The organism is Streptococcus vestibularis ATCC 49124 (genome assembly GCF_000188295.1).
In the GTDB taxonomy this organism is placed as follows: domain Bacteria; phylum Bacillota; class Bacilli; order Lactobacillales; family Streptococcaceae; genus Streptococcus; species Streptococcus vestibularis.
This window is the reverse complement of sequence record NZ_GL831112.1, coordinates 265,703-284,231: the sequence shown is the minus strand read 5'-3', so window position 1 is coordinate 284,231 and position 18,529 is coordinate 265,703. Positions and strand designations below refer to the sequence as shown.

Here is an 18,529-nt window from a genome sequence, read left to right as displayed (position 1 = left end):
AAAAAACCATTCTTTCATAATGAAAGAATGGTTATGCTATAGCTTATACTTCTACAACTTCCAAGTTTTTTCCACCTAGGAGAATAAGGTATTTATCAATCTTATCTACTTGATAGGCTTGGCTAAGTGCTTTAGCATATAGGCTCATTTGCCCTTTGTAGCGTTCCTTAAGCTCACCAGGTTGAGTAAAATGGTCCGTCTTGTAATCAAAGAGGACAATACGGTCTTCAAGAAGAAGGTAGCCATCGATGATACCACGGACGACAAAGTCTTCTTTACTAGCGGGATCTTCTGCTAACATAGCAAATGGTGCTTCACGACGCAACTTACCACGGTTAGCTAGAATGAGCTTCCCAAGTTCGGTGTCAAAGAAGCCTAGTAGCTTTTCTAACTGCACACGCGCCTTAACTTGATCATCTGCCGATACCCGACTCAAGGCCTGTGTCAAGTCTTGGAGGGTCACAGTATCAGAAAGAATCAAGCGTTGCATGAGTTCATGGGTAGCAGAACCAACCGCAGCTCCGGTTACCTTAATCTTTTGTCCAAAGTCTGGTAACTCAAAAGTGGTTGCTGTCTCAAGAGGTTGGACTTCCTCTTTCTTGTCCATGATATCTACACCTTCTGTATCCATAACTGGTTCGTAGAAAGTCTTCAGCTGACTTGGAGTACGCACCGATGGTAGGTCAATCGCTGGTGCATAGAGTTGGTTGAGTTTTTTAACACTTTCTAAGACAGTCAGGGCACGCTTAATCTCTTCTGTCTGACGATTGTTAGATAAATCATCGGCATCTACTGCCGCTTGAACTTCAACCTGACCAATAGCCTCTGGGATCAACTCCTCAGCCTCAACAAAGCGAACAGTAAACTTGAGATCCTTTCTCATAAAGGCAGTATCCAAAGCCATAACCCAATCCTGATAAGTAGCGATTTGGTCACGTAGGGCTACTGGTAGGCGATTATTTTCAACATCCGTGCCAAATTGCTGGGTCAATTTCTCCTTACTGCCCTTACCAACCAGGTAGAGTTTTTTCTCTGCACGGGTCATTGCCACATAGAGTAGACGCATCTCTTCTGAGATACTTGCCCGTCGCTCTTCCCTACGATTTTCCTGGAAGGTTAAGGTCTCGAGAACAACATTTAACTTAGGCAAATTGGTGTTTATCTGGTCTTTAAGGTCAGCTAGGTACTTAATGCCAAGCCCTTTTTCACGGTTGATAATATACTTCCCGCTCAGGCCATCCTTGCTGTGACCAATGAACTTGCGATTCATCTGAAGGACAAAGACATACTTAAACTCTAGCCCCTTGGACTTGTGAATGGTCATGAGGCTAACGGCATTTTTGGGAACCAAGTCTGCCACTTCCTCTAGGTCGTTACCGCTAGAAATAATCTTATCAATCATACCAATAAAACGAGAAAGCCCCTTAAAGCCAGTCTTTTCATAGGCATTGGCACGCAAGGCAAGGGCGTAGAGATTGGCCTGGCGTTGCTCAGCTCGTGGAAGGCTGCCAACATAATCATAATAGAAACGATCGTCGTAAATCTTCCAGATGAGGTCATAGAGCGAGTGCCACTTACTGTAATCACGCCAATCTGATAGAGTCTCAATTAAGAGAGTCAACTTGGTCTCAAGTCCTTGGGTGACAACTTCTGGATGAAGTCCTGATTTAGTATGAGCTGCAAGAAGCTTATCGTAGAATTGGCCTTTGTCAGCCTGGACAGCAATCCTAGCCAGGTCGTCCTCGTTGAAGTTAAACATCGGTGAACGAAGGAGAGCAACCAAGGCGTAGTCATTGAGAGGATTATTGATGGCACGAAGAGTATCCAACATAATCATAACTTCTAGTGACTCAAGGTAACTTGACTTGTACTCGTCAGGAACCAAAGGAATTCCGTGCTCCTCAAAGCTTGCCATCAAGTCCAGATAGGTGTTGCGGGTTGGCGCAAGGAGGGTAATGTCCTCAAAACGTACACCCTGCTCGTGAAGTTTGATGATTTCTTTGATAACCAAGGAAATCTCGCCGCTACTGATAGGTTGATCAGCACTTTCCTCGTCGGGAGTCACATTTGCTTCATCACTATTATAAATCAGAACCTCTGTCTGATTTTCAGGATGGGGCTCTCTTTGCTTCTCGCTACCTGCTACCAACATATGAGTCTTGTCATAGAGGATGTCCCCGATTTCCTGATCCATGAGGTGGCTGAAAACACCATTAGTCGCATCAAGAACTTCAGATTGACTACGGAAGTTCTCCTTTAGAAGGATAAGTTTACCTGCATCTGGATTTTCAAGGAAAAGCTGGAACTTACCATTAAAAATCTGAGGGTCTGCCTGACGGAAACGATAGATGGATTGCTTGATATCTCCCACCATGAATCGGTTGTGTCCATTAGATAGGAGTTCCAACATGCGTTCTTGGGTATGGCTATTGTCCTGATACTCATCTACCATTACTTCATGGTAACGGTCACGGTAGCTAGCTGCCACCTCTGGATTTTCCTCCAAAATACGGATGGCAAAATGGGCAATATCCGAGAATTCAAAAGCATTTTCCTGAATCTTGGCCTGTAAATACTGGTCCGAAAAATCAAGTACAAAGGACTGAAGCAACTCCAACAGAGGTAGGATGTCATCATTATGCTTGGTCAAAACCTCGAGGACCGTTAGTTGGGTATCAACCTCTCGCAACTGGGCCACAAACTCATTTTTGGTCTTGTTGTAAGCTTCCTTGTAGGCCTTGAGTTCCTCGTCTTTAGGACGGGTCATATTGGTCAAACCAGTACCTCCTGACAAAGTCAAGAGTTGTTTGAGCAAGTCCTCCATATCCGTTTGGTCATTGGCCAGAGCTCCTTCAAGAAGGCTAATGGCATCCGACACATTATTCAGATACTTAGCCTTGGCAAATTCACGCTGAGCTAGACCTAAATGGTCTCTTAAGAAAGCTAGGAAATCAGCCAACAAGCCAACTTTAAGACCGTCTAAAAGATCATTTTTAGCCTGTTCTGGCTTGGCCTCCGTCTGCCCCTTTAAGAGATTTTGACGTAGCCATTTTTCAGGACCTGCAGTAGCCTGAGAAAAGTTATAGACATCGTAAACTAAATCACGGAAGGCCTTACTAGTTTTGCTATGTCCAGTGAAATTGCGGACCAATTTTTGGAAAAGCTGGGCATCCTTTCCTTGCATGTAATCGTTGAAGAGGTCAGCATAAACCTCATTTTTCATAAGTGTCTGCTCGGCAGGATCTGTCATGATGCGGAAAATAGGTGACACACCCAGGAGATAGCCATACTGATTGACCAATTTCTGAGTAAAGGCATCCATGGTTCCAATATCAGCTGTCCCAATCTTAGCAATCTGGTCCGAAAGAAAGGCACGCTCTTCATCCGTCTCAGCTTGTCCAAGCTGCTCTGTCAGACGTTTTTCCAGACGCTCTTTTAACTCACCTGCAGCCTTTACCGTAAAGGTTGAGATAAAGAGTTGGTCAATACCAACGCCACGTCCAATCATATCAAGGATACGCTCAACCATGACAAAAGTTTTCCCTGATCCGGCCGAAGCTGACACAAGAATATTAGTACCATTACTGTAAATGGCCTCAATCTGTTCTGGTGTTAACTTACGTTCCTTGTCAGAAGCTGATTCTTGGGCAATACGTTCCTCAATCTCTGTTGGACTTAAAAAAGCTTTAGTCAACATGGTTGTCCTCCTGGTCTTTTTTGTCTGCTGTCACATCTTGATCAATGACTGGAAAGGGGACGATAGTTTCAGCAACTTGCATCTCATTATCGTCCTCATCTTTTGCCATCAGCTCCAAATAGGCTTCCTTCTTGCCCTTACTTGGTAAACGCAAGAGTTTTCGAGCCTGTCCCATGTGTCGGTCGGCCTCAAAATGAGTAATTGCCTTGATTTGATCTCCTTGAACAGACTTGCCATCCTCAGTATAAGGATTAACCGCAAAATTCCCGCTTCTAATAACTTCAGCAGCACTTGTAAAGAGCTTAATATTGTAATCGAGCAAGGTTTCTAGGTCCTCCTTGTCATAAGTGACAATCTTTTGCAAATCATAGTTTCCACCAGCTAGATGCTCTGTTTCTGAAGCCACAAAAAGTCCCTTATAGGTCAATTCCTTATGAGCCTGAGCTGCTAGCTTATCCAGACCAAACTGAGCTAGGTTAAGCTGTGGGTCCTGCATGTGAAGATACATGGCACCAAAAAGCTGATCAGCATCAACCTTATAGGTCTGACGGAGGGCTTCCAGATAGGTCACCAATTGCGGACTAAGGCCATTGTAGAATTTTTGAATGTCAAAGATATTTTTACCTGACTTGTAGTCAACGACACCCAGAGCCCCATCTGTTAAACGGTCCACACGGTCAATAATCCCTGTAATCTTGATGCTATTTGCTAAAAGCAAATCAAACTTGGCTTCCTCACGCTCAACCTTAACGGCCGCATTGTCACGTAAAACACTGGCAGTTGAACGGGCGATATCTTCCAAAATCTGACGAGACAAGCGACTCTCTTGGTCCTCTGTATAGAGAAGTTCAAAGGGCTGTTCCTGATTGGTCTGAGCAATAGCCTTTTCCAATTTATCATCGAAGTTTTCTGACGAAGAATCTCCCATAACACACTCAAAGACACGGTGCAAGTAAGTCCCGTGGTGTCGAGCATCTGGATGGATGGACTCCAACTCTTCAAGCCCCAAAACATAACGCAAAAAATAAAGATATTGGTTGTTATAGAAGGTCATCAGAGCCGAAGCTGATAATTTCAGTGGTTCTTCCCCCGGAAAGACCAGCTGCATGACCTGATCATCCACCTTGGTTGTCGTCACATCGTCAATCACATTTGGAATCAAGACTTGGTCCTTATCAAGTCGCTTACGGAGATAACGCACAGCAACGGTCCAGAAAGTCTGCGTTTCCTTATCCAAATCAGCATCTAGATGGCTGCTGTTAAGGGCAATGACAGTTGATAGAAGGTCCTTGTAGTTCCCAATCTGGTCACCCTTAGCCTCGAAACGATTACGTCCCTTTTCAACCAAAGGAAGACCAAGGTCAAGCAGCTCTTTCAAATAAACCGACATGTCATCTTGAGTCTCATTGAGAATTTGTGGCTGACTAAGCACCAATTGTTCACTAGCCGCATTAAAAAGTGACATAGCTACAAAATGCCCCCGCTGACTATTGCTCTGCGTAACAATATCCAAACTCCTGTGTTCATCCGTCGCCTCATTGATACGACTACGTTCCTCGTCAGACAGGAGACTCTTATTTTGCCCTACCTTAGGAAAGTGTGACTGGGTCATCCCCAGGGCAAAAACATAAGGAGCAGAATGTGGTTGAATCAAATCGTATTTCTTCACATTGACCACATCGATAGTGGCTGGAACCGTACGGTAATCACAGGCCAACATTCCTGAACGCAAAATGGACAAAAAGTCGTCCACTGACAGTGTTTCTTCCCCAAAAATAGTCTCAACCTGCTCCAAGAGTTGTGTGAAAGCCTTCCAGACCTGTTCATTCTGTTCTTTTTCGGCCTCACTAGCCTTGGCAGTCAAACTAGCCATCTTACTTGGCACTTGCACAGCCTCTAAAAAGACCACTAGTTTCTTGAGTAGACTAGATCCCTTTTGTTTGCGACTATTAAGCAATTTGTCCAAGGGCTCTACCATCTGTAACCTTAAGCCATTGAGCAGGTCTAAATCATACTTATCACGACTATTAGCCGTAAAATCAGACAAGAACTTGTGACGCCCCTTGATGTCTGCAAAATTGATATAATACTCAAAAAGATCTAAGTCCTCTTGAGCAAAACCACCATAGAGACCGGATTTTACGAGATTAAGCAAATCCTCGGCACGGTAGTTATAGCGCTTGATACGTTCCAGCGAATCCACAAACTGCACCAAAGGATGGCTAGACATGGTTTCTTCTTTGCCGAAATAATAGGGAATATCAAATTTTCGGAAAATCTGCCCTACCTGAAGCTTATAACTCTCCTCATCACCAAGTAAGACCAGAATATCCTTATAGCGCTTGCCATCTGCCAGCAACTGACGAATACTCTTGGCAACCTGAGCCACCTCTTCCTTTTGGTTGACCACTTCCCAGACCTGCAAGGCTTGCTTGTCCTGAGCAGTCAGCTGCTCATCTACCGTACTAAAATCATGACGGCTCTCCAAAAGACGGCTAATGCGATCAAAAGAAGGATTGCCCTCTTTGTCTGTCGTTACATAGTCGGGTGTCACCTTATAGGTTTGAGCCAAAGTTCTCAAAAAATCCACTGAGGCCTGATAAACATTGCCATAAACAAAGTTAGCCCTATAAGCTTTTTGACTGGCATAAGTTCCAATGACAATCTGATGGCACTTATCATTCAAGAGTGCAACCAGAGCCTCCTCCTCGGCAGAAAAACGCGTAAAGCCATCAATGACCAAAACCGTGTTGCCCAGGGCCTTATCCAAATGACCTGAGGTAATTTCCTTAAAAAAGGCACTGAGCTTTGATTGATTGTCAAAATCCCCTGCCAACAAGAGGTCCTGAGCCACACTGAAAATCCTGACCAAATCCTCTTGTTTCTCAACCTGATCCAGATGCTGCAAATCCAGAACCGTCATATTAGCCTGCTGCAACTCTTTATAAAGGTCCACCAATTGATTAATAAAGTTGCTATCCTTACGCAAACGGCCATAAACCTTGAGTTCATCATCGCCCATATGCGACAACACCTTATAAAAAATCATGGCCAAACCTGTATCATCCAGCTGCATCTTGGGGTTGCTCGTATTGAGAATAAAGTATCTCGCCATCTGAGTAAAACGAGTCACCGTAATCTCAAAGGATGCTGACTGAGGCAGGTATTCCAAGACCTTACGCTCCTTCTCAAATGACAGGGCATTAGGGGCAATATAAAAGACCCTTTTCCCTTTTTGAGCATAGCTGGTTGCCTGCTCCGTCAGAATTTCTGTCAAATCCTGAGACATATCCGTATAAAGTAATTTCATAAGACGTCCCTTTCTTGTCTCTACACCAGTCGTTGGGCTAAGCAAGGATCGCCATTCACTTAGCGCTAACAACCACTAATCCTTGCTATTATAACACAGAATTAAGCAACAATCAGACTCCTTCCTCATCCCTTTTTAGCCCTCTGGACTATGGGTCAGACATAAGCTTATCCCCTACAGTAAAAGTCCCAAATATCTGGTCCTATAGCCCAAAAAAGAACCAAATCAAAAGATTTAGCTCCACAACTTTATTTAAAAATTAATTCCTAAAAGGTAGTCACCACTGCTTGGAATCAGCTTGGCATCACTATACTTCCTAAGAATATTCTTGGCTGAGTGAAGGTTAAGACCAGAGGTCTTCTTCTGATTTTCTTCCTGCATAATGGCATCAAGGTCAACTTTTTCTTCTTACGTCCTATTTTCCATGATAAGGATGGTAGCTACCATCCTTATCATGGCTATGAAAACTAAAATTGATTTGACTTACAGGCACCTGCTTACTCTCATCAATCGCATTACTAAAGAAAATAGACACTCGTAGGGTCAAGTCAACCACATTCATAGCAAAACCTGATCGTCATTCGTCCCCATCAGAATAATCTCTAGCACATCTTCACTAACAACAGACATGACAGGGTTAGTTGTTCCTAAATCAACCAACCGCTTTCTTTCTCATAGTAATTTCCCTTCTAGCCTCATTTTCTGTTTATCTGACTTTCAGTCTTAGCATGCATTCGCCTAGATTTTTTAATGTCATATTCGTCACATAAAACTCCAATAGAGTATAATCATTCCAATCTAGTTTTTCACTATACTCTATTATCACAAATAAAGAGACTACAAAATAGGAAAAAAGGGAGTGGGAATCAATCTGATAGATTGGATGAACTTAGAAATACAGGAGTATTATCCACTTAAAGTGTCATGCTCTTAGCAACTTCTCTCCTAACTTAATCAATCGAACTCTAACCAACATAAATAATTTCTAAATTACCCAAGGAAACTTCCCCTTTGATGTAGAAATCCTTGCTAGTCAAATTACTTGGATTTTCCTGGTGTTGAATAGCCGAGAGCGAGTTGTCCACATTAATATGAACTCGCCAATCACTGGGAACATAGAGACTCAAGCTTCCCAGAGAAACGTCCACATCAAACTGGGCAGATGACCCCTCGATATGACAATTATCAAAATAAACGGAAGCATATCCTAAACTTACATCCGCACTTCCATGAGTAAAGTGTTGATCATTGAGATATTTGGTCACCGTTGAAAAAGACACATCGATATCATTACCACCATTGTTAGCTTCTGAGCCAGTAGAACCCAACCCAAAACGATTCTTTGTTTTACTAGAAGAATTGAAGAGGATATTCAAGCCAATAACTGCAAGAATAGAAGAGAGGATAACGACCAAATTAGATACTGGAAGAAAATGGAACTGCCCGTTAAGTGAAAAAAGAGCCACAATGCCATAGGCGAAACCAAGAGCAAAATGTCGCTTCAAAAAACTAGAAAGGGACAAAATAGCCAGTAAGACTACCCAAGCTAACATCCAAAAACTAATTTCCCATTGTATAAAATAGTCTTGTACAATTACCAAAGCTGCCAAAAGGATCAAGAGGATCCCAACTAATTTCTTTCTCATTATCTTACCTCATTTCGTTTAGTCGTTCTTTTAAAACTTGATAGTAGCGTCTTGATACATGGACCTGCTTGTGGGTCTGATAGAAATTAACCGTGCTGGTCCCTGAAAAAGACTTCTCTAAAGAATAAATCTGCTTTACGTTGACAATGGTCGATTTGGAAATCCGACAAAAGGCAATCGGTAACAAGTCTTCCAATTCGTAGAGCTTTTGCTTTACCTCATAGGCCTCATCCTTAGTATGACCATAAATTTTCTCCCCGTCTGTTTCAAAAAAGAGAATATTTGCCAAATCCAGAAAATATTCACTACGATCCTTATAAAAGGTTAAAGGAACTAACTTTTGCTTTAGAATAGACTCTTGGAGCTGGGCTAATTCCTGTGTTAACCGAGGAGCTCGAATCAAGATTTCAGACTCATCCATGGATGGGTCTAATTCGATTCTAACTTTCATAAGACTCCTTTCCTGTCCTTTTGATGGTTCCATTATAACAAGTACTTTACACAAAACAAGGCCTTTTGGGGTAAGTGGCACAGTTTAGCCCCTAAGAGGTAAAAACAGCCAAACAAAAGAACCCAGCAATTGCCAAGTTCTCCATTTTTTAGTGTGGAGGACTAACCTCCTATTTGTAATCTGTTCAATGCTAACTAACTGAGAAAGCTACTGTTATTTCACGGTATTTTCACGGCTCACATGTTGCGATTCGCCAGCCTTGCCGTTGATACGATAGTTGCTGTAGTCAGAACTACTACTGCTAGAATCGCTATCATCGTCTCCAACGTATTCCACATTACATGACCAAGAGATTTTATCTTTGATATCTCCTGATGACTTGAATTTTGAATCATAACCATAGTAGAAATCATAAACGGCTGTGAAGGTCACCTTGAAGGTCTTCTCACCAGTCTGAACGACTTCTGTTACGTCAATGCCTGAGAAGGTAATACTATCGGCAGCTCGGTTTTTAGCACCTGTAGTATTTTTATCAATATCAGCCGTTACATCCTTATACATGGTATCATCAGTACCATTAAGGAAAATGACAGAAACACCATCTGTAGTCGTGTTATGATTTGAGGCATAACTATCAAACTTACCATAAGCTGCTGTCAAAAAACGGTCTGCCGTATCACGGTCAAGAACTCCGTCAGCATCTAAAGTAACCGTTTGGCCTTCAGAGATTTTCTTAATAGACAATGTCTCTGTCTTGATAGAGCTATCATCTTCGAAATTCTTCTTAACATAAACAGCTGATGGCCCAGCAACTGCTACCTTGTTTACATCAAATTTCTCTGAATTAAGGGTTCCAATCTTAGTACCACCGATGTAGAGATCCCCATCCTTAACATTAGATTTAACAGTAAAACTGAGATACTCTACAGAAAGGTTGACTTCCGTTTTAGAGGTCACATTTTCCTCAGATGAGACCGTGATTTCTTGGTCATTGACCTTACCAGAAGCCACAAAATTGTAAGTTCCTGGATAGAGATGGTTCAATTTAGACGTGTAGTTATTGCCATCTGTAGTCGCATAAGCAATACCATTAATAGTCACATTCAAATCAGCTGTATTAACGGTTAAATCAACCGTTCCAGGATCTACCACGACTCTCCACTTAGGAAAAATAAGAAACTGGCGGCCAACCTTTTGCATACGTTAACCAGACATAAGTTAGCTCTTGCTATAGGCTTGTGTACTTGGCTTCGGATGTTTTAATTTCCTTTTTAGTATCAGACCATACTTGGTATTCTAGGCTATCCCTAAAGCTCTTCTTAGCTGCTGCTTCATAACGTTCTGCTACTTGACCACGTGAGTAGTAATAAGAACCAAAGCCATAACCAGCAAGCGCTAGGACTGCTACAACAACACCAGCAATAATCAGGATTTTCTTTCCTTTAGCCATGGCTGGTTTCGCTGCCTTACCATCTGAGATAAACTGATGGATGGTTGACACATCATAACCTGAAGACTTACCAAGTAGGAATTCCTCAGGAAGAGGTTGACGTCCAACATAGGTTTTAAAAGCCTTCATCCAGATGGCTTGTGCTTCTTTAGAAGCGGCCTCTGAATTTTCTTCAGTTTGACCTTGATCTGCTTGAGATACTGGTGAAAGCTCCTCAATTTCTAAAAGAGTCGTTTCCTCTTCATCACCAAGCGGGACATCTTCAAACACTTCCTCGGCAACGTCATACTCATCAACTTCTTCTGTTGGTTCAGGATAAGTAACTTCCTGATCCAAACCCATTGCAGCAATGCCTTTAATAGCCTTTAAATCAAGGTCTTCTTTTTAGCCTTCTTCAATTTCCAAGACACGGGGCGGACGACCAACTGCCTTTTCAAATAAATCAATCGACTTTTCTTCTGTTGCCATAAAGACTTCTATACACTTGCTTTTTCAAAAAATGCTAGAGCTTTACTTAGAATAGAAGACCTATTGTAAATGATGACATGATAGTAAATACGATTGCAAATAAGATAGACAAAATGACACCATTCAAAAGTGCTGCCAAGATCATTTGATAGAACTTATCAGCCTTCCACGCTGTTGTTACAGGAACAATTGTAAAGAGGTTTGCAAGTGCAAATAAGAAGTAAACAACATAGAACAAGAAAAGTGGGAAGCCAACAAGTCCAATAGCTCCGAACAAGATGGTTACAAGCAATACTGGCAAGGCTAATGATGTCAAGCGACCAAAACGGTCAAAACTATTCAAGAAAGTAGTCTCTGGGTCACGGAAGATGGCCTTACGTGTCACAAATCCTGCCAAGATGAAGGCAAAGATGAAGAGGAAGGCAGCTAGGATACTTGCGAAGAAAGCCCCAAAACCAATACTAGATGTATGACTTGAAAATGAAGATGAGTAACTATCTGTTCCATAAGAACCAAACATACTAGACAATGCATTTGTTGTTGATACAACTGGGCTAATAAATTTACGTGCCACAGCGCTCAAGATTGCAAAGAAGGCAAGTCCAGTGAAGAGTGACAAGAAGATATAGTTAAGCCAACCATTGTGTTTGCCATAATCTGTCATGTCAGCTGGACGACGCCATGCATTAAGCAACCATGTCCAGTAGTTTTTGAAAGTTGTCGCAAATGCTGATGGTTGTGCTGGAACAACTACAGCTTGGCCATTGATAAATTGAACGTTTTGAGCTGGTTGAAGAGGTTGACCGTTAGCAAAAGCTGCTTGTTGACCAGCTTGAGCATTCGCAAAACCAGCTTGTGGTTGCACTGCTTGATTTGGCACTCCTTGTACTGGAGCAGCTTGCACCCCCGCAAAGGTTGGTTGAGGTTGTGCTGCCTGAGCAGTTGCAAAAGGAGCTTGCGGTTGTGCGTCTTGTGCACTCGCAAAAGTCGGTTGTTGTTGCGCTTCTTGTGCACCAGCGAAAGTTGGCTGTGGGTGCGACTCTTGGGCTGGTGTTTCTTGAACATTAGCGAAAGCTGGTTGCGCTGGCGCTTCTTGTACTGGAGCAGTTTCTACTTCTGGGGCGTCATCTTGGAACTCACCAGCTGCAAGTGCCGCTGCAATTTCTTCTTCAGTCGCTGAACGACCATTGATGGCTTCAAAAAAATCTAACCAATCTGCTTTAGTCATAATAATCTCCTTAAAAATACATAGAACGACTTTATTTTATCACAAATAAATCCATTAATAAATGTCATTTTTATTAGAAAAAGGTTTGGAGCAGACTGTCCAAACCTTTTTCTCTTCTTATTTACTTCTTTGTAGGGATTTTTGAATCTGACGATCTAGCTCACGTTTAATGTGTGGTTCTGGTGCAAATCGCTCTTCCCAATCACTTGGTTTAAGAATTTTGTGGGTCACAGGATCAAAATGAGCCTTGCCATCTGGGAAAATTTTCCCCATATTAGCCTCATGAACGGTATCAAAGAAAGGCTTAGGATCCACCCCCATAAGAACAAATGAACCATAGGTCAAATAAAGCAAGTCTGTCAAAGCATCCACCTGACCAACCATAGTTGATTCTGAATGCTCTTTAGAACTAACTTTGAGGGCTGCCTTATCAAGAGCAGCATGCAAATCCAGGACAGCCTGACCAAAGACACGCTTGTCCCCACCTGATGAAGCGTAAAGGAATTCGACAATTTCTTCCAACTTGAAGTCCGAACGGTGACTAGCTTCCTCAATACCGTAAACACGAGGCATATCAGTAGTTGAGCCATCCATCAAATGGTGGAAATCCTTAACCTTGTTGAAGTTGTCATCATCGCTGGTAAATGAATTTTCTGTCTCAAAGTGAATCAAACCATAGTGTGACAAGGCTTTAGCAATCCCATTCTGGTTATTAGTATCAGTGACATGGGTAGCCTGGTCTTTCAGTTCGTCTTCACCATTACCCATGGCAACACCAACGCCGACGCCAGACAGCATTTCTAGGTCATTTTCCGAATCCCCAAAGGCCATAACCTCACTGAGTTCAAAACCAAAAACCTCACCTAAATGAGCGATACCTTTTAACTTAGATTGGTCCGCTGAAATAATATCAGCTGAATAAGGGCTTGAACGGGTAATCTTCACATGAGGAAACTTTTCTTCAATATCTTGTGTTTCCCCCACCGTCGCTACCATAACCACCTGATAAATAGGCTCACGCATGATAGTCTTAAGAGTCTCAATACTTTGTGGCTTGAAACGACGAATCAAAGACTTGAAACTACGTTCCACCATCTTAGCCCAGGACTTAGGGACAATATGGCTAACGATTTGTCCAAACTTACTCGTTCCCATACTAATAATATTGGAACCAACAAGACCTGTGCTAGTCCCTAGAGAAATCTCTCTACGGTGCTTGGTAGCATAGCGAATCAAGTTGTAGACTGTTGATTTAGGGAGCTGATTTTGATACAGGACCTTGTCATGAGTCAAAATATATTGACCATTATAAGTGACTGCAAAATCCAGACCCAGATTGTCCATGAAAGGCTGAACAAATCCTGGACCACGACCTGTTGCCAAACCAACTAAGATACCATCTTCCTTCATTTGACTGATAGCTTTTTTGGTTGAACTTGACACACGTTTTCGGTCATTTAGAAAAGTCCCATCAATATCAAAAAAGACTGCTTTAATGGCCACAGAGCTCCCCTCCTTCTAACATTTTATGATAAAATAAATTATAACACATAATCACACTACTTTTCCACAGGGTTTTATTAGAGTGATAACAAAGCGATTTTGTGAGCTATTTTAGTAATTCACACCCCATAAGTTGCCGTTTGCTTACCTCAAAAGTTAGCAAAAAGGAAAGCAAAAAAAATACCCGTTAGGGTATCAATCACTACGAGTTTAGCAGGCAAGAAAAGACACCGTTCTAGGTGTCTTTTAATTATATTTTATCAATGTTATTACTTAATTTTTAATATCATTACCACTAATTCATCTTTAGAAGCATTAGGGGCGATTGTTTTAAAACCAAAAGAGCTATAAAAATTAATTAACTTAGGGTGATTTTCACATTCTAACCATACATATTTTGCACGTATAATATTAGAAGCCTCTTCAACTTTATCAAAAGCTAAAGTTAATAAATCTCCTCCAGTAATTAAATTTGAAGCGTCCTTAGAAAAATTTTTTCCTAACTGACCAATCAAGTAGCTATTAATTTGAAACTTTTGTCCTATAGCACGTCCATGTTGCTTTAACTTATTTTGTTGATTATTACTTAAAGCGTCAAAATTTCTCTTTGACATTGTTAAGGGTTTGTTCGCTAAAGAAAAGAAGCCAACTAAAATATTGGTTTCTCTTTCAAAAACTAAATAAGTCGAAGCGATAGCAGCTCTTTCAAACTGAATTGCCTTTTTATGTAAAAAAATTTCAATATCGTTGGGAGGCGCTGAGTTGCTTTTAAAACTTAAGATTACTTTTTCCAACTCTTCCTTATCTAATGCTTCTATTAGATTAGTCAACGATATTACTTTATACACACCTATTTATCCTTTTTTAAACATTGATCTGATTTCTTCTAAATTTTGAATATCACTCGCTTTAACATCTTTTGAGCGTTTAAATTTACGAGTTTCTGATAAAGCAGAAATTAAATTATCAGCAGAACGTCTATTAAAAGTTAAATCTGTGGTGAAACTTTTAGTTGCCATTTTAATTTCCCCCTTTAATAAATACTGTACAAGAATATGTGTTCCTATACAACATCATTATATATTTTATAGCCTCTTTTATCAAGGCTTTTTAAATTATATTCCCTAATTAAAGTAATTGGTATAGACACCCTATAAAAAAATGGAAAAAATTGCGCGTGATGTAAGACAACACCTTGTAGTGGCTCTCCAGACGGCAATATAGGGGCGGGGGTGTATTTAAAAATAGCCCGAATGTTATCGGACTATTCTTTGTCTAGGGCGTATTAAGAACGTTATAGTGGTGTTTTATACCGACATTTTCCAACAATTAAGGCGTTTTATATCAACTTTTTTCAACTTTTTATACCACGCACTCCATTTATCGCACCTTTTTTTGGAACGCTCTGCTTACTTAAATCCTTGATATATCTAGCTTTTTTTAACATTCAAACCGTCTAATATGTAGTATTTGTTTGTTTTGTAAATTGCACACCACTTCATATTGTCTCACAATCTCGAACCATTCAGCCAAAAGCTATCACCTTTTTTTAGTATACTTCAAAAACTTCTTATAGTGCCTGTGGATATCTAGACAAGTACCGCAACTAAAATACAAATACCGTTTATAAAGCAACCTGCACCGCCTCCCACAATCAGGGTAAAGAGCGTTTCATTCTAATATTTTCTAACATTTATGGTTTCCATTCCCATATTTTCCAATAATATAGTGGTGTTTTATTCCAACATTTACCAACATTTCCCTATAATTAGGGTGTTAAGAACGTTCACCGCTCCATGTAAAGAGTAACTAGAAAAATTGAGAACGTGCACAAATTTCGAAACGTTACGAAAAATCAAGATCATATCATAGTTTAATACCACTTAACCATAAGTCTTCACCTTTGCGCCAATATTGATAATACTTAGCTCTATGCTTGTAATAAGTTTTCCAGTGCATTCCTTTTGGCTTATCGGGAAAATCGGGTGTTAAGTAGTCCTTTGCCTCATATCCTGGTACTATCTTTTGAGCTTCCTTGACTGCCTGCTCCCAGTAATAAACACAATCGGTCTTACTTCGGTTTAATGTTCTATTATGCAACCCTAGACACTTACGACATGACAAGTCTTCACAATACCAATATAAGCTCGTTCTAGCCTCTCCACAGTTAGGGCAATATAAATAATAGCGATAGCCTCCATAATTTAATGACTGCCGTTTTAGGGGCGTTTCTTGACCGTTATAAACTATGGTCAACTTATCCAAGTCTAGCCATACCCTAGCTTTGCCGTTTGCTAGCTTTGCTTTGGTTAGGTTATTAGCTTTGAGAACGTCTATAAACACCTTTAATTCAATTTCTATCACTTTGACACCACGCCCTATATTAGGGCAACCCAACTATTCAAGCAAATCAACAAGTTCACCGTTTCGATAATTTTCAGCAAAAGCTAAACAAGCAAGGTTAACTAGCTCTTGGAATCTTGTTTTAGCATAGCCCAATTCTTGAGCGATAACCCAGTTTGGTGCTGGTGGGTGTTGCAAGAAACGGCGATAGATAATAACCCTGTAGCGTTTATCAACGATGTTTCTGTGTGCTTCCTCAATAGCTTCCAGCTCATTTATGGCATTCATTCGTCTTACTGCCAGTGTCTCAACAATGTTACTGCGGTTATTGTTCTTAGAACGTGGCTCAAAGGTATAATTTGCCGTTATACGCTGTTCAGCGCTATCGTGTGCAATCTCTCGCCATCGTGGGTATTCTCGCAACTTCTTTTTAGCGTTCTTAATTGTCTGCTTTTCATTGATTGCCATAAGTTCCATGATTTATCCTCTCTTTATACTAGTTAAAAGCGCTCAGATAACCCAAGCGCTTCATCACCTATGCTTCACTGCAACCCTTAGAATAGCTCTCAAAGCTATCACAAATACGGTTAAACACCTTTGTAAGGTCTTCATCTTCCACATACTTAACAACCATTGTAAAGGTGTTGTTAGCCTCGTTCCCGCCGATTGTGATCTCTGTTGGCTGTTGTTCATACGTTCCGACCATGTAACCAAGGATAGCAGTAGATGATACTTTGGCATGATCCATAGTTTCAAAGTCATGTTTGAAAGTGAATGATTTAGCATTGTCGCTGAATAATTTGAATGTCATGGTTGTTCTCCTTTTCTTAATCGGTATGATTAGCTAGAAAGTTATATCTTTCTCTGAAATTTGTAGTTTTAGTTTTAAAAAAGCTCAATAACTACAAGTAAAACTACTTAAAAAAACCAGTAGTATCAAGGGTTTAGGTCAATTTGTAGTTTTTGTAGTTTTAGTTTTGGCAAAAGACTTTTATTTTTTACACGCTATACAAATATCTATATATTATTATCTATGATATTTAATACTACTAAAACTACAATATAGTATAAAGCCTATAATACCAGTGTTTTGGGTTGTAGTATTGGTTGTAGTTTCTGTGTAGTTTTTGTGTAGTTTTAAATTCGTTCATAGTAAGATACTGGAGTGCCACCTTTAAACAATCTTCTTTGTGTAGGTTGTTCTCCCTTTCTCCATCCGTCGTCATTATCTAAAAAGTCGCGTATTTTTTGAGAAATCAAGGTTTTTCCACCTCGGTTTGGGTTTTGATTGAAAGCAAGGTAAGCGATATGATTGGGGCTTGTGAATTGAATTAGACTATCCGTCTGTATAGCTGGGTAATCGCTATATGCATTTACGCCACCATCTAGGGGCTCTCCTAGTTGTTTTAAAACATATTGTCGTTGTTCATATTGTGAAAGACTATCCCAACCCTCAACGATTTTAAATTCATTCAGTAATTGCTTAATGATCTCTTTATCCACATCTTCGACCTTATAATTTTCTTGGATATCGGTCAGCTTTTCCATTAACTTTTTAGACGGTGTGAGTGGCTCTCCTTTATCAAACCAAACTTTCGCCTCAGCAAGTACTTGTAAGAAGTAATTTTCTTCAATATCCATAGGGTGTTGCTTCACATCATTAATACCACATTCAATAGGGAAGAAACGCCTTTCTGTTCCGCTATCCTTAAGAAAAGATTTCTTGTTAGCCGTCCCAATAAAAACACAATGCCTAGGGTGTGGGGTAGCCTTACGCTCGTAAGGGTCACGATAAGTGTCACTATCCGAAGAAATAAAACTTTTAACCGTTTCAATTTCTGCTTTTGACATTCCTTTCAGTTCCCCTAATTCAATAATGGCATTAGCTTGTATTTTTTGATAATCGCTATCACGTTTACCAAACGTTATTTCTGAATCGGTGTGATAATCTGGAAGCAATCGCTTAGTTACAGTGCTTTTCCCAGTCCCTTGCCTTTTATCAATTAAAATAGGGACAACTTCAAACTTAACTTTTTCGAGATAAACCCTAGCCATGAGCCCCGTCAGCCATACCTTAGCAATTTCTCTGTTATAGGAATTGTCAGCACACCCTAATAAGTCGATAAAATAGCGTTCCCCTCTTGGTTTACCATCCCATTTTTGGCTTTCGATACGTTGCTTAATAGGGTGGTAGGTGTTCTTTTTAGCCAATGCGGTAATGGCTACTTCTATGTGTTCTTTTCGAGGTGTAAACCTATATTTTTCATCAATAAAGGCGATACAAAGGTTTGTCTGCTCGCTTGTCCATAACCCCTTTTCCTTAGACCAAGGGAGTGTCTTTGTGACTTCGATAGTTCTTTCAAATTCATTGTATTTAATACCTTTAAAGATATTGTCATGAAATTCAAAAACCTTACTGACATTGTAGGGACT

Annotated in this window: 15 protein-coding genes; all 15 read right to left on the bottom strand. The window is 40.5% G+C overall.

Annotation, left to right across the window (positions count from 1 at the left end):
- Positions 1-43: 43 nt before the first annotated feature.
- Entirely contained in the window at positions 44-3,697 is a 3,654-nt protein-coding gene (gene addA, locus HMPREF9425_RS01475) for a helicase-exonuclease AddAB subunit AddA (RefSeq protein ID WP_003096106.1), read from the bottom strand.
- On the bottom strand, positions 3,687-7,007 hold the full coding sequence (rexB, locus tag HMPREF9425_RS01470; protein ID WP_037621293.1) for an ATP-dependent nuclease subunit B: 3,321 nt from the start codon (positions 7,005-7,007) through the stop codon (positions 3,687-3,689). Before rexB ends, addA begins: the two co-directional genes overlap by 11 nt.
- 415 nt (positions 7,008-7,422) lie before the next feature.
- Complete coding sequence (locus HMPREF9425_RS10135) at positions 7,423-7,569, bottom strand: hypothetical protein (RefSeq protein WP_003096099.1); 147 nt, start codon at positions 7,567-7,569, stop codon at positions 7,423-7,425.
- A 403-nt stretch (positions 7,570-7,972) separates the two neighbouring features.
- Complete coding sequence (locus HMPREF9425_RS01465) at positions 7,973-8,653, bottom strand: hypothetical protein (protein ID WP_003096097.1); 681 nt, start codon at positions 8,651-8,653, stop codon at positions 7,973-7,975.
- A 4-nt stretch (positions 8,654-8,657) separates the two neighbouring features.
- Complete coding sequence (locus HMPREF9425_RS01460; RefSeq protein WP_037621291.1) at positions 8,658-9,104, bottom strand: LytTR family DNA-binding domain-containing protein; 447 nt, start codon at positions 9,102-9,104, stop codon at positions 8,658-8,660.
- A gap of 213 nt (positions 9,105-9,317) precedes the next feature.
- The gene (locus tag HMPREF9425_RS01455; RefSeq protein ID WP_003096093.1) at positions 9,318-10,304 is read right to left on the bottom strand and encodes a TcaA 3rd/4th domain-containing protein; all 987 of its coding nucleotides are present in this window, start codon (positions 10,302-10,304) and stop codon (positions 9,318-9,320) included.
- Between the two features lie 28 nt (positions 10,305-10,332).
- Entirely contained in the window at positions 10,333-10,896 is a 564-nt protein-coding gene (locus tag HMPREF9425_RS01450; RefSeq protein WP_003096090.1) for a hypothetical protein, read from the bottom strand.
- 172 nt (positions 10,897-11,068) lie between these two features.
- Positions 11,069-12,250, bottom strand: coding sequence for a DUF6574 domain-containing protein (locus HMPREF9425_RS01445; RefSeq protein ID WP_003096089.1), 1,182 nt, complete (start codon positions 12,248-12,250; stop codon positions 11,069-11,071).
- A 117-nt stretch (positions 12,251-12,367) separates the two neighbouring features.
- The gene (locus HMPREF9425_RS01440; RefSeq protein ID WP_003096086.1) at positions 12,368-13,753 is read right to left on the bottom strand and encodes a Cof-type HAD-IIB family hydrolase; all 1,386 of its coding nucleotides are present in this window, start codon (positions 13,751-13,753) and stop codon (positions 12,368-12,370) included.
- Positions 13,754-14,022: 269 nt separating this feature from the next.
- A complete protein-coding gene (locus HMPREF9425_RS01435) occupies positions 14,023-14,601 on the bottom strand; it encodes a hypothetical protein (RefSeq protein WP_003096085.1) in 579 nt (192 codons plus the stop codon).
- A gap of 6 nt (positions 14,602-14,607) precedes the next feature.
- Positions 14,608-14,772, bottom strand: a complete 165-nt coding sequence (locus HMPREF9425_RS09870) for a hypothetical protein (protein ID WP_003096083.1) — start codon at positions 14,770-14,772, stop codon at positions 14,608-14,610.
- Between the two features lie 847 nt (positions 14,773-15,619).
- Entirely contained in the window at positions 15,620-16,117 is a 498-nt protein-coding gene (locus HMPREF9425_RS01430; RefSeq protein WP_155809851.1) for a hypothetical protein, read from the bottom strand.
- A 33-nt stretch (positions 16,118-16,150) separates the two neighbouring features.
- Entirely contained in the window at positions 16,151-16,573 is a 423-nt protein-coding gene (locus HMPREF9425_RS01425; RefSeq protein WP_003096080.1) for an ArpU family phage packaging/lysis transcriptional regulator, read from the bottom strand.
- Between the two features lie 58 nt (positions 16,574-16,631).
- Positions 16,632-16,907 carry a hypothetical protein gene (locus tag HMPREF9425_RS01420; RefSeq protein ID WP_003096078.1) on the bottom strand — a complete coding sequence of 92 codons (276 nt, stop codon included), beginning with the start codon at positions 16,905-16,907 and terminating at the stop codon, positions 16,632-16,634.
- A 326-nt stretch (positions 16,908-17,233) separates the two neighbouring features.
- Complete coding sequence (locus HMPREF9425_RS01415; protein WP_003096077.1) at positions 17,234-18,307, bottom strand: VapE domain-containing protein; 1,074 nt, start codon at positions 18,305-18,307, stop codon at positions 17,234-17,236.
- Positions 18,308-18,529: the final 222 nt, after the last annotated feature.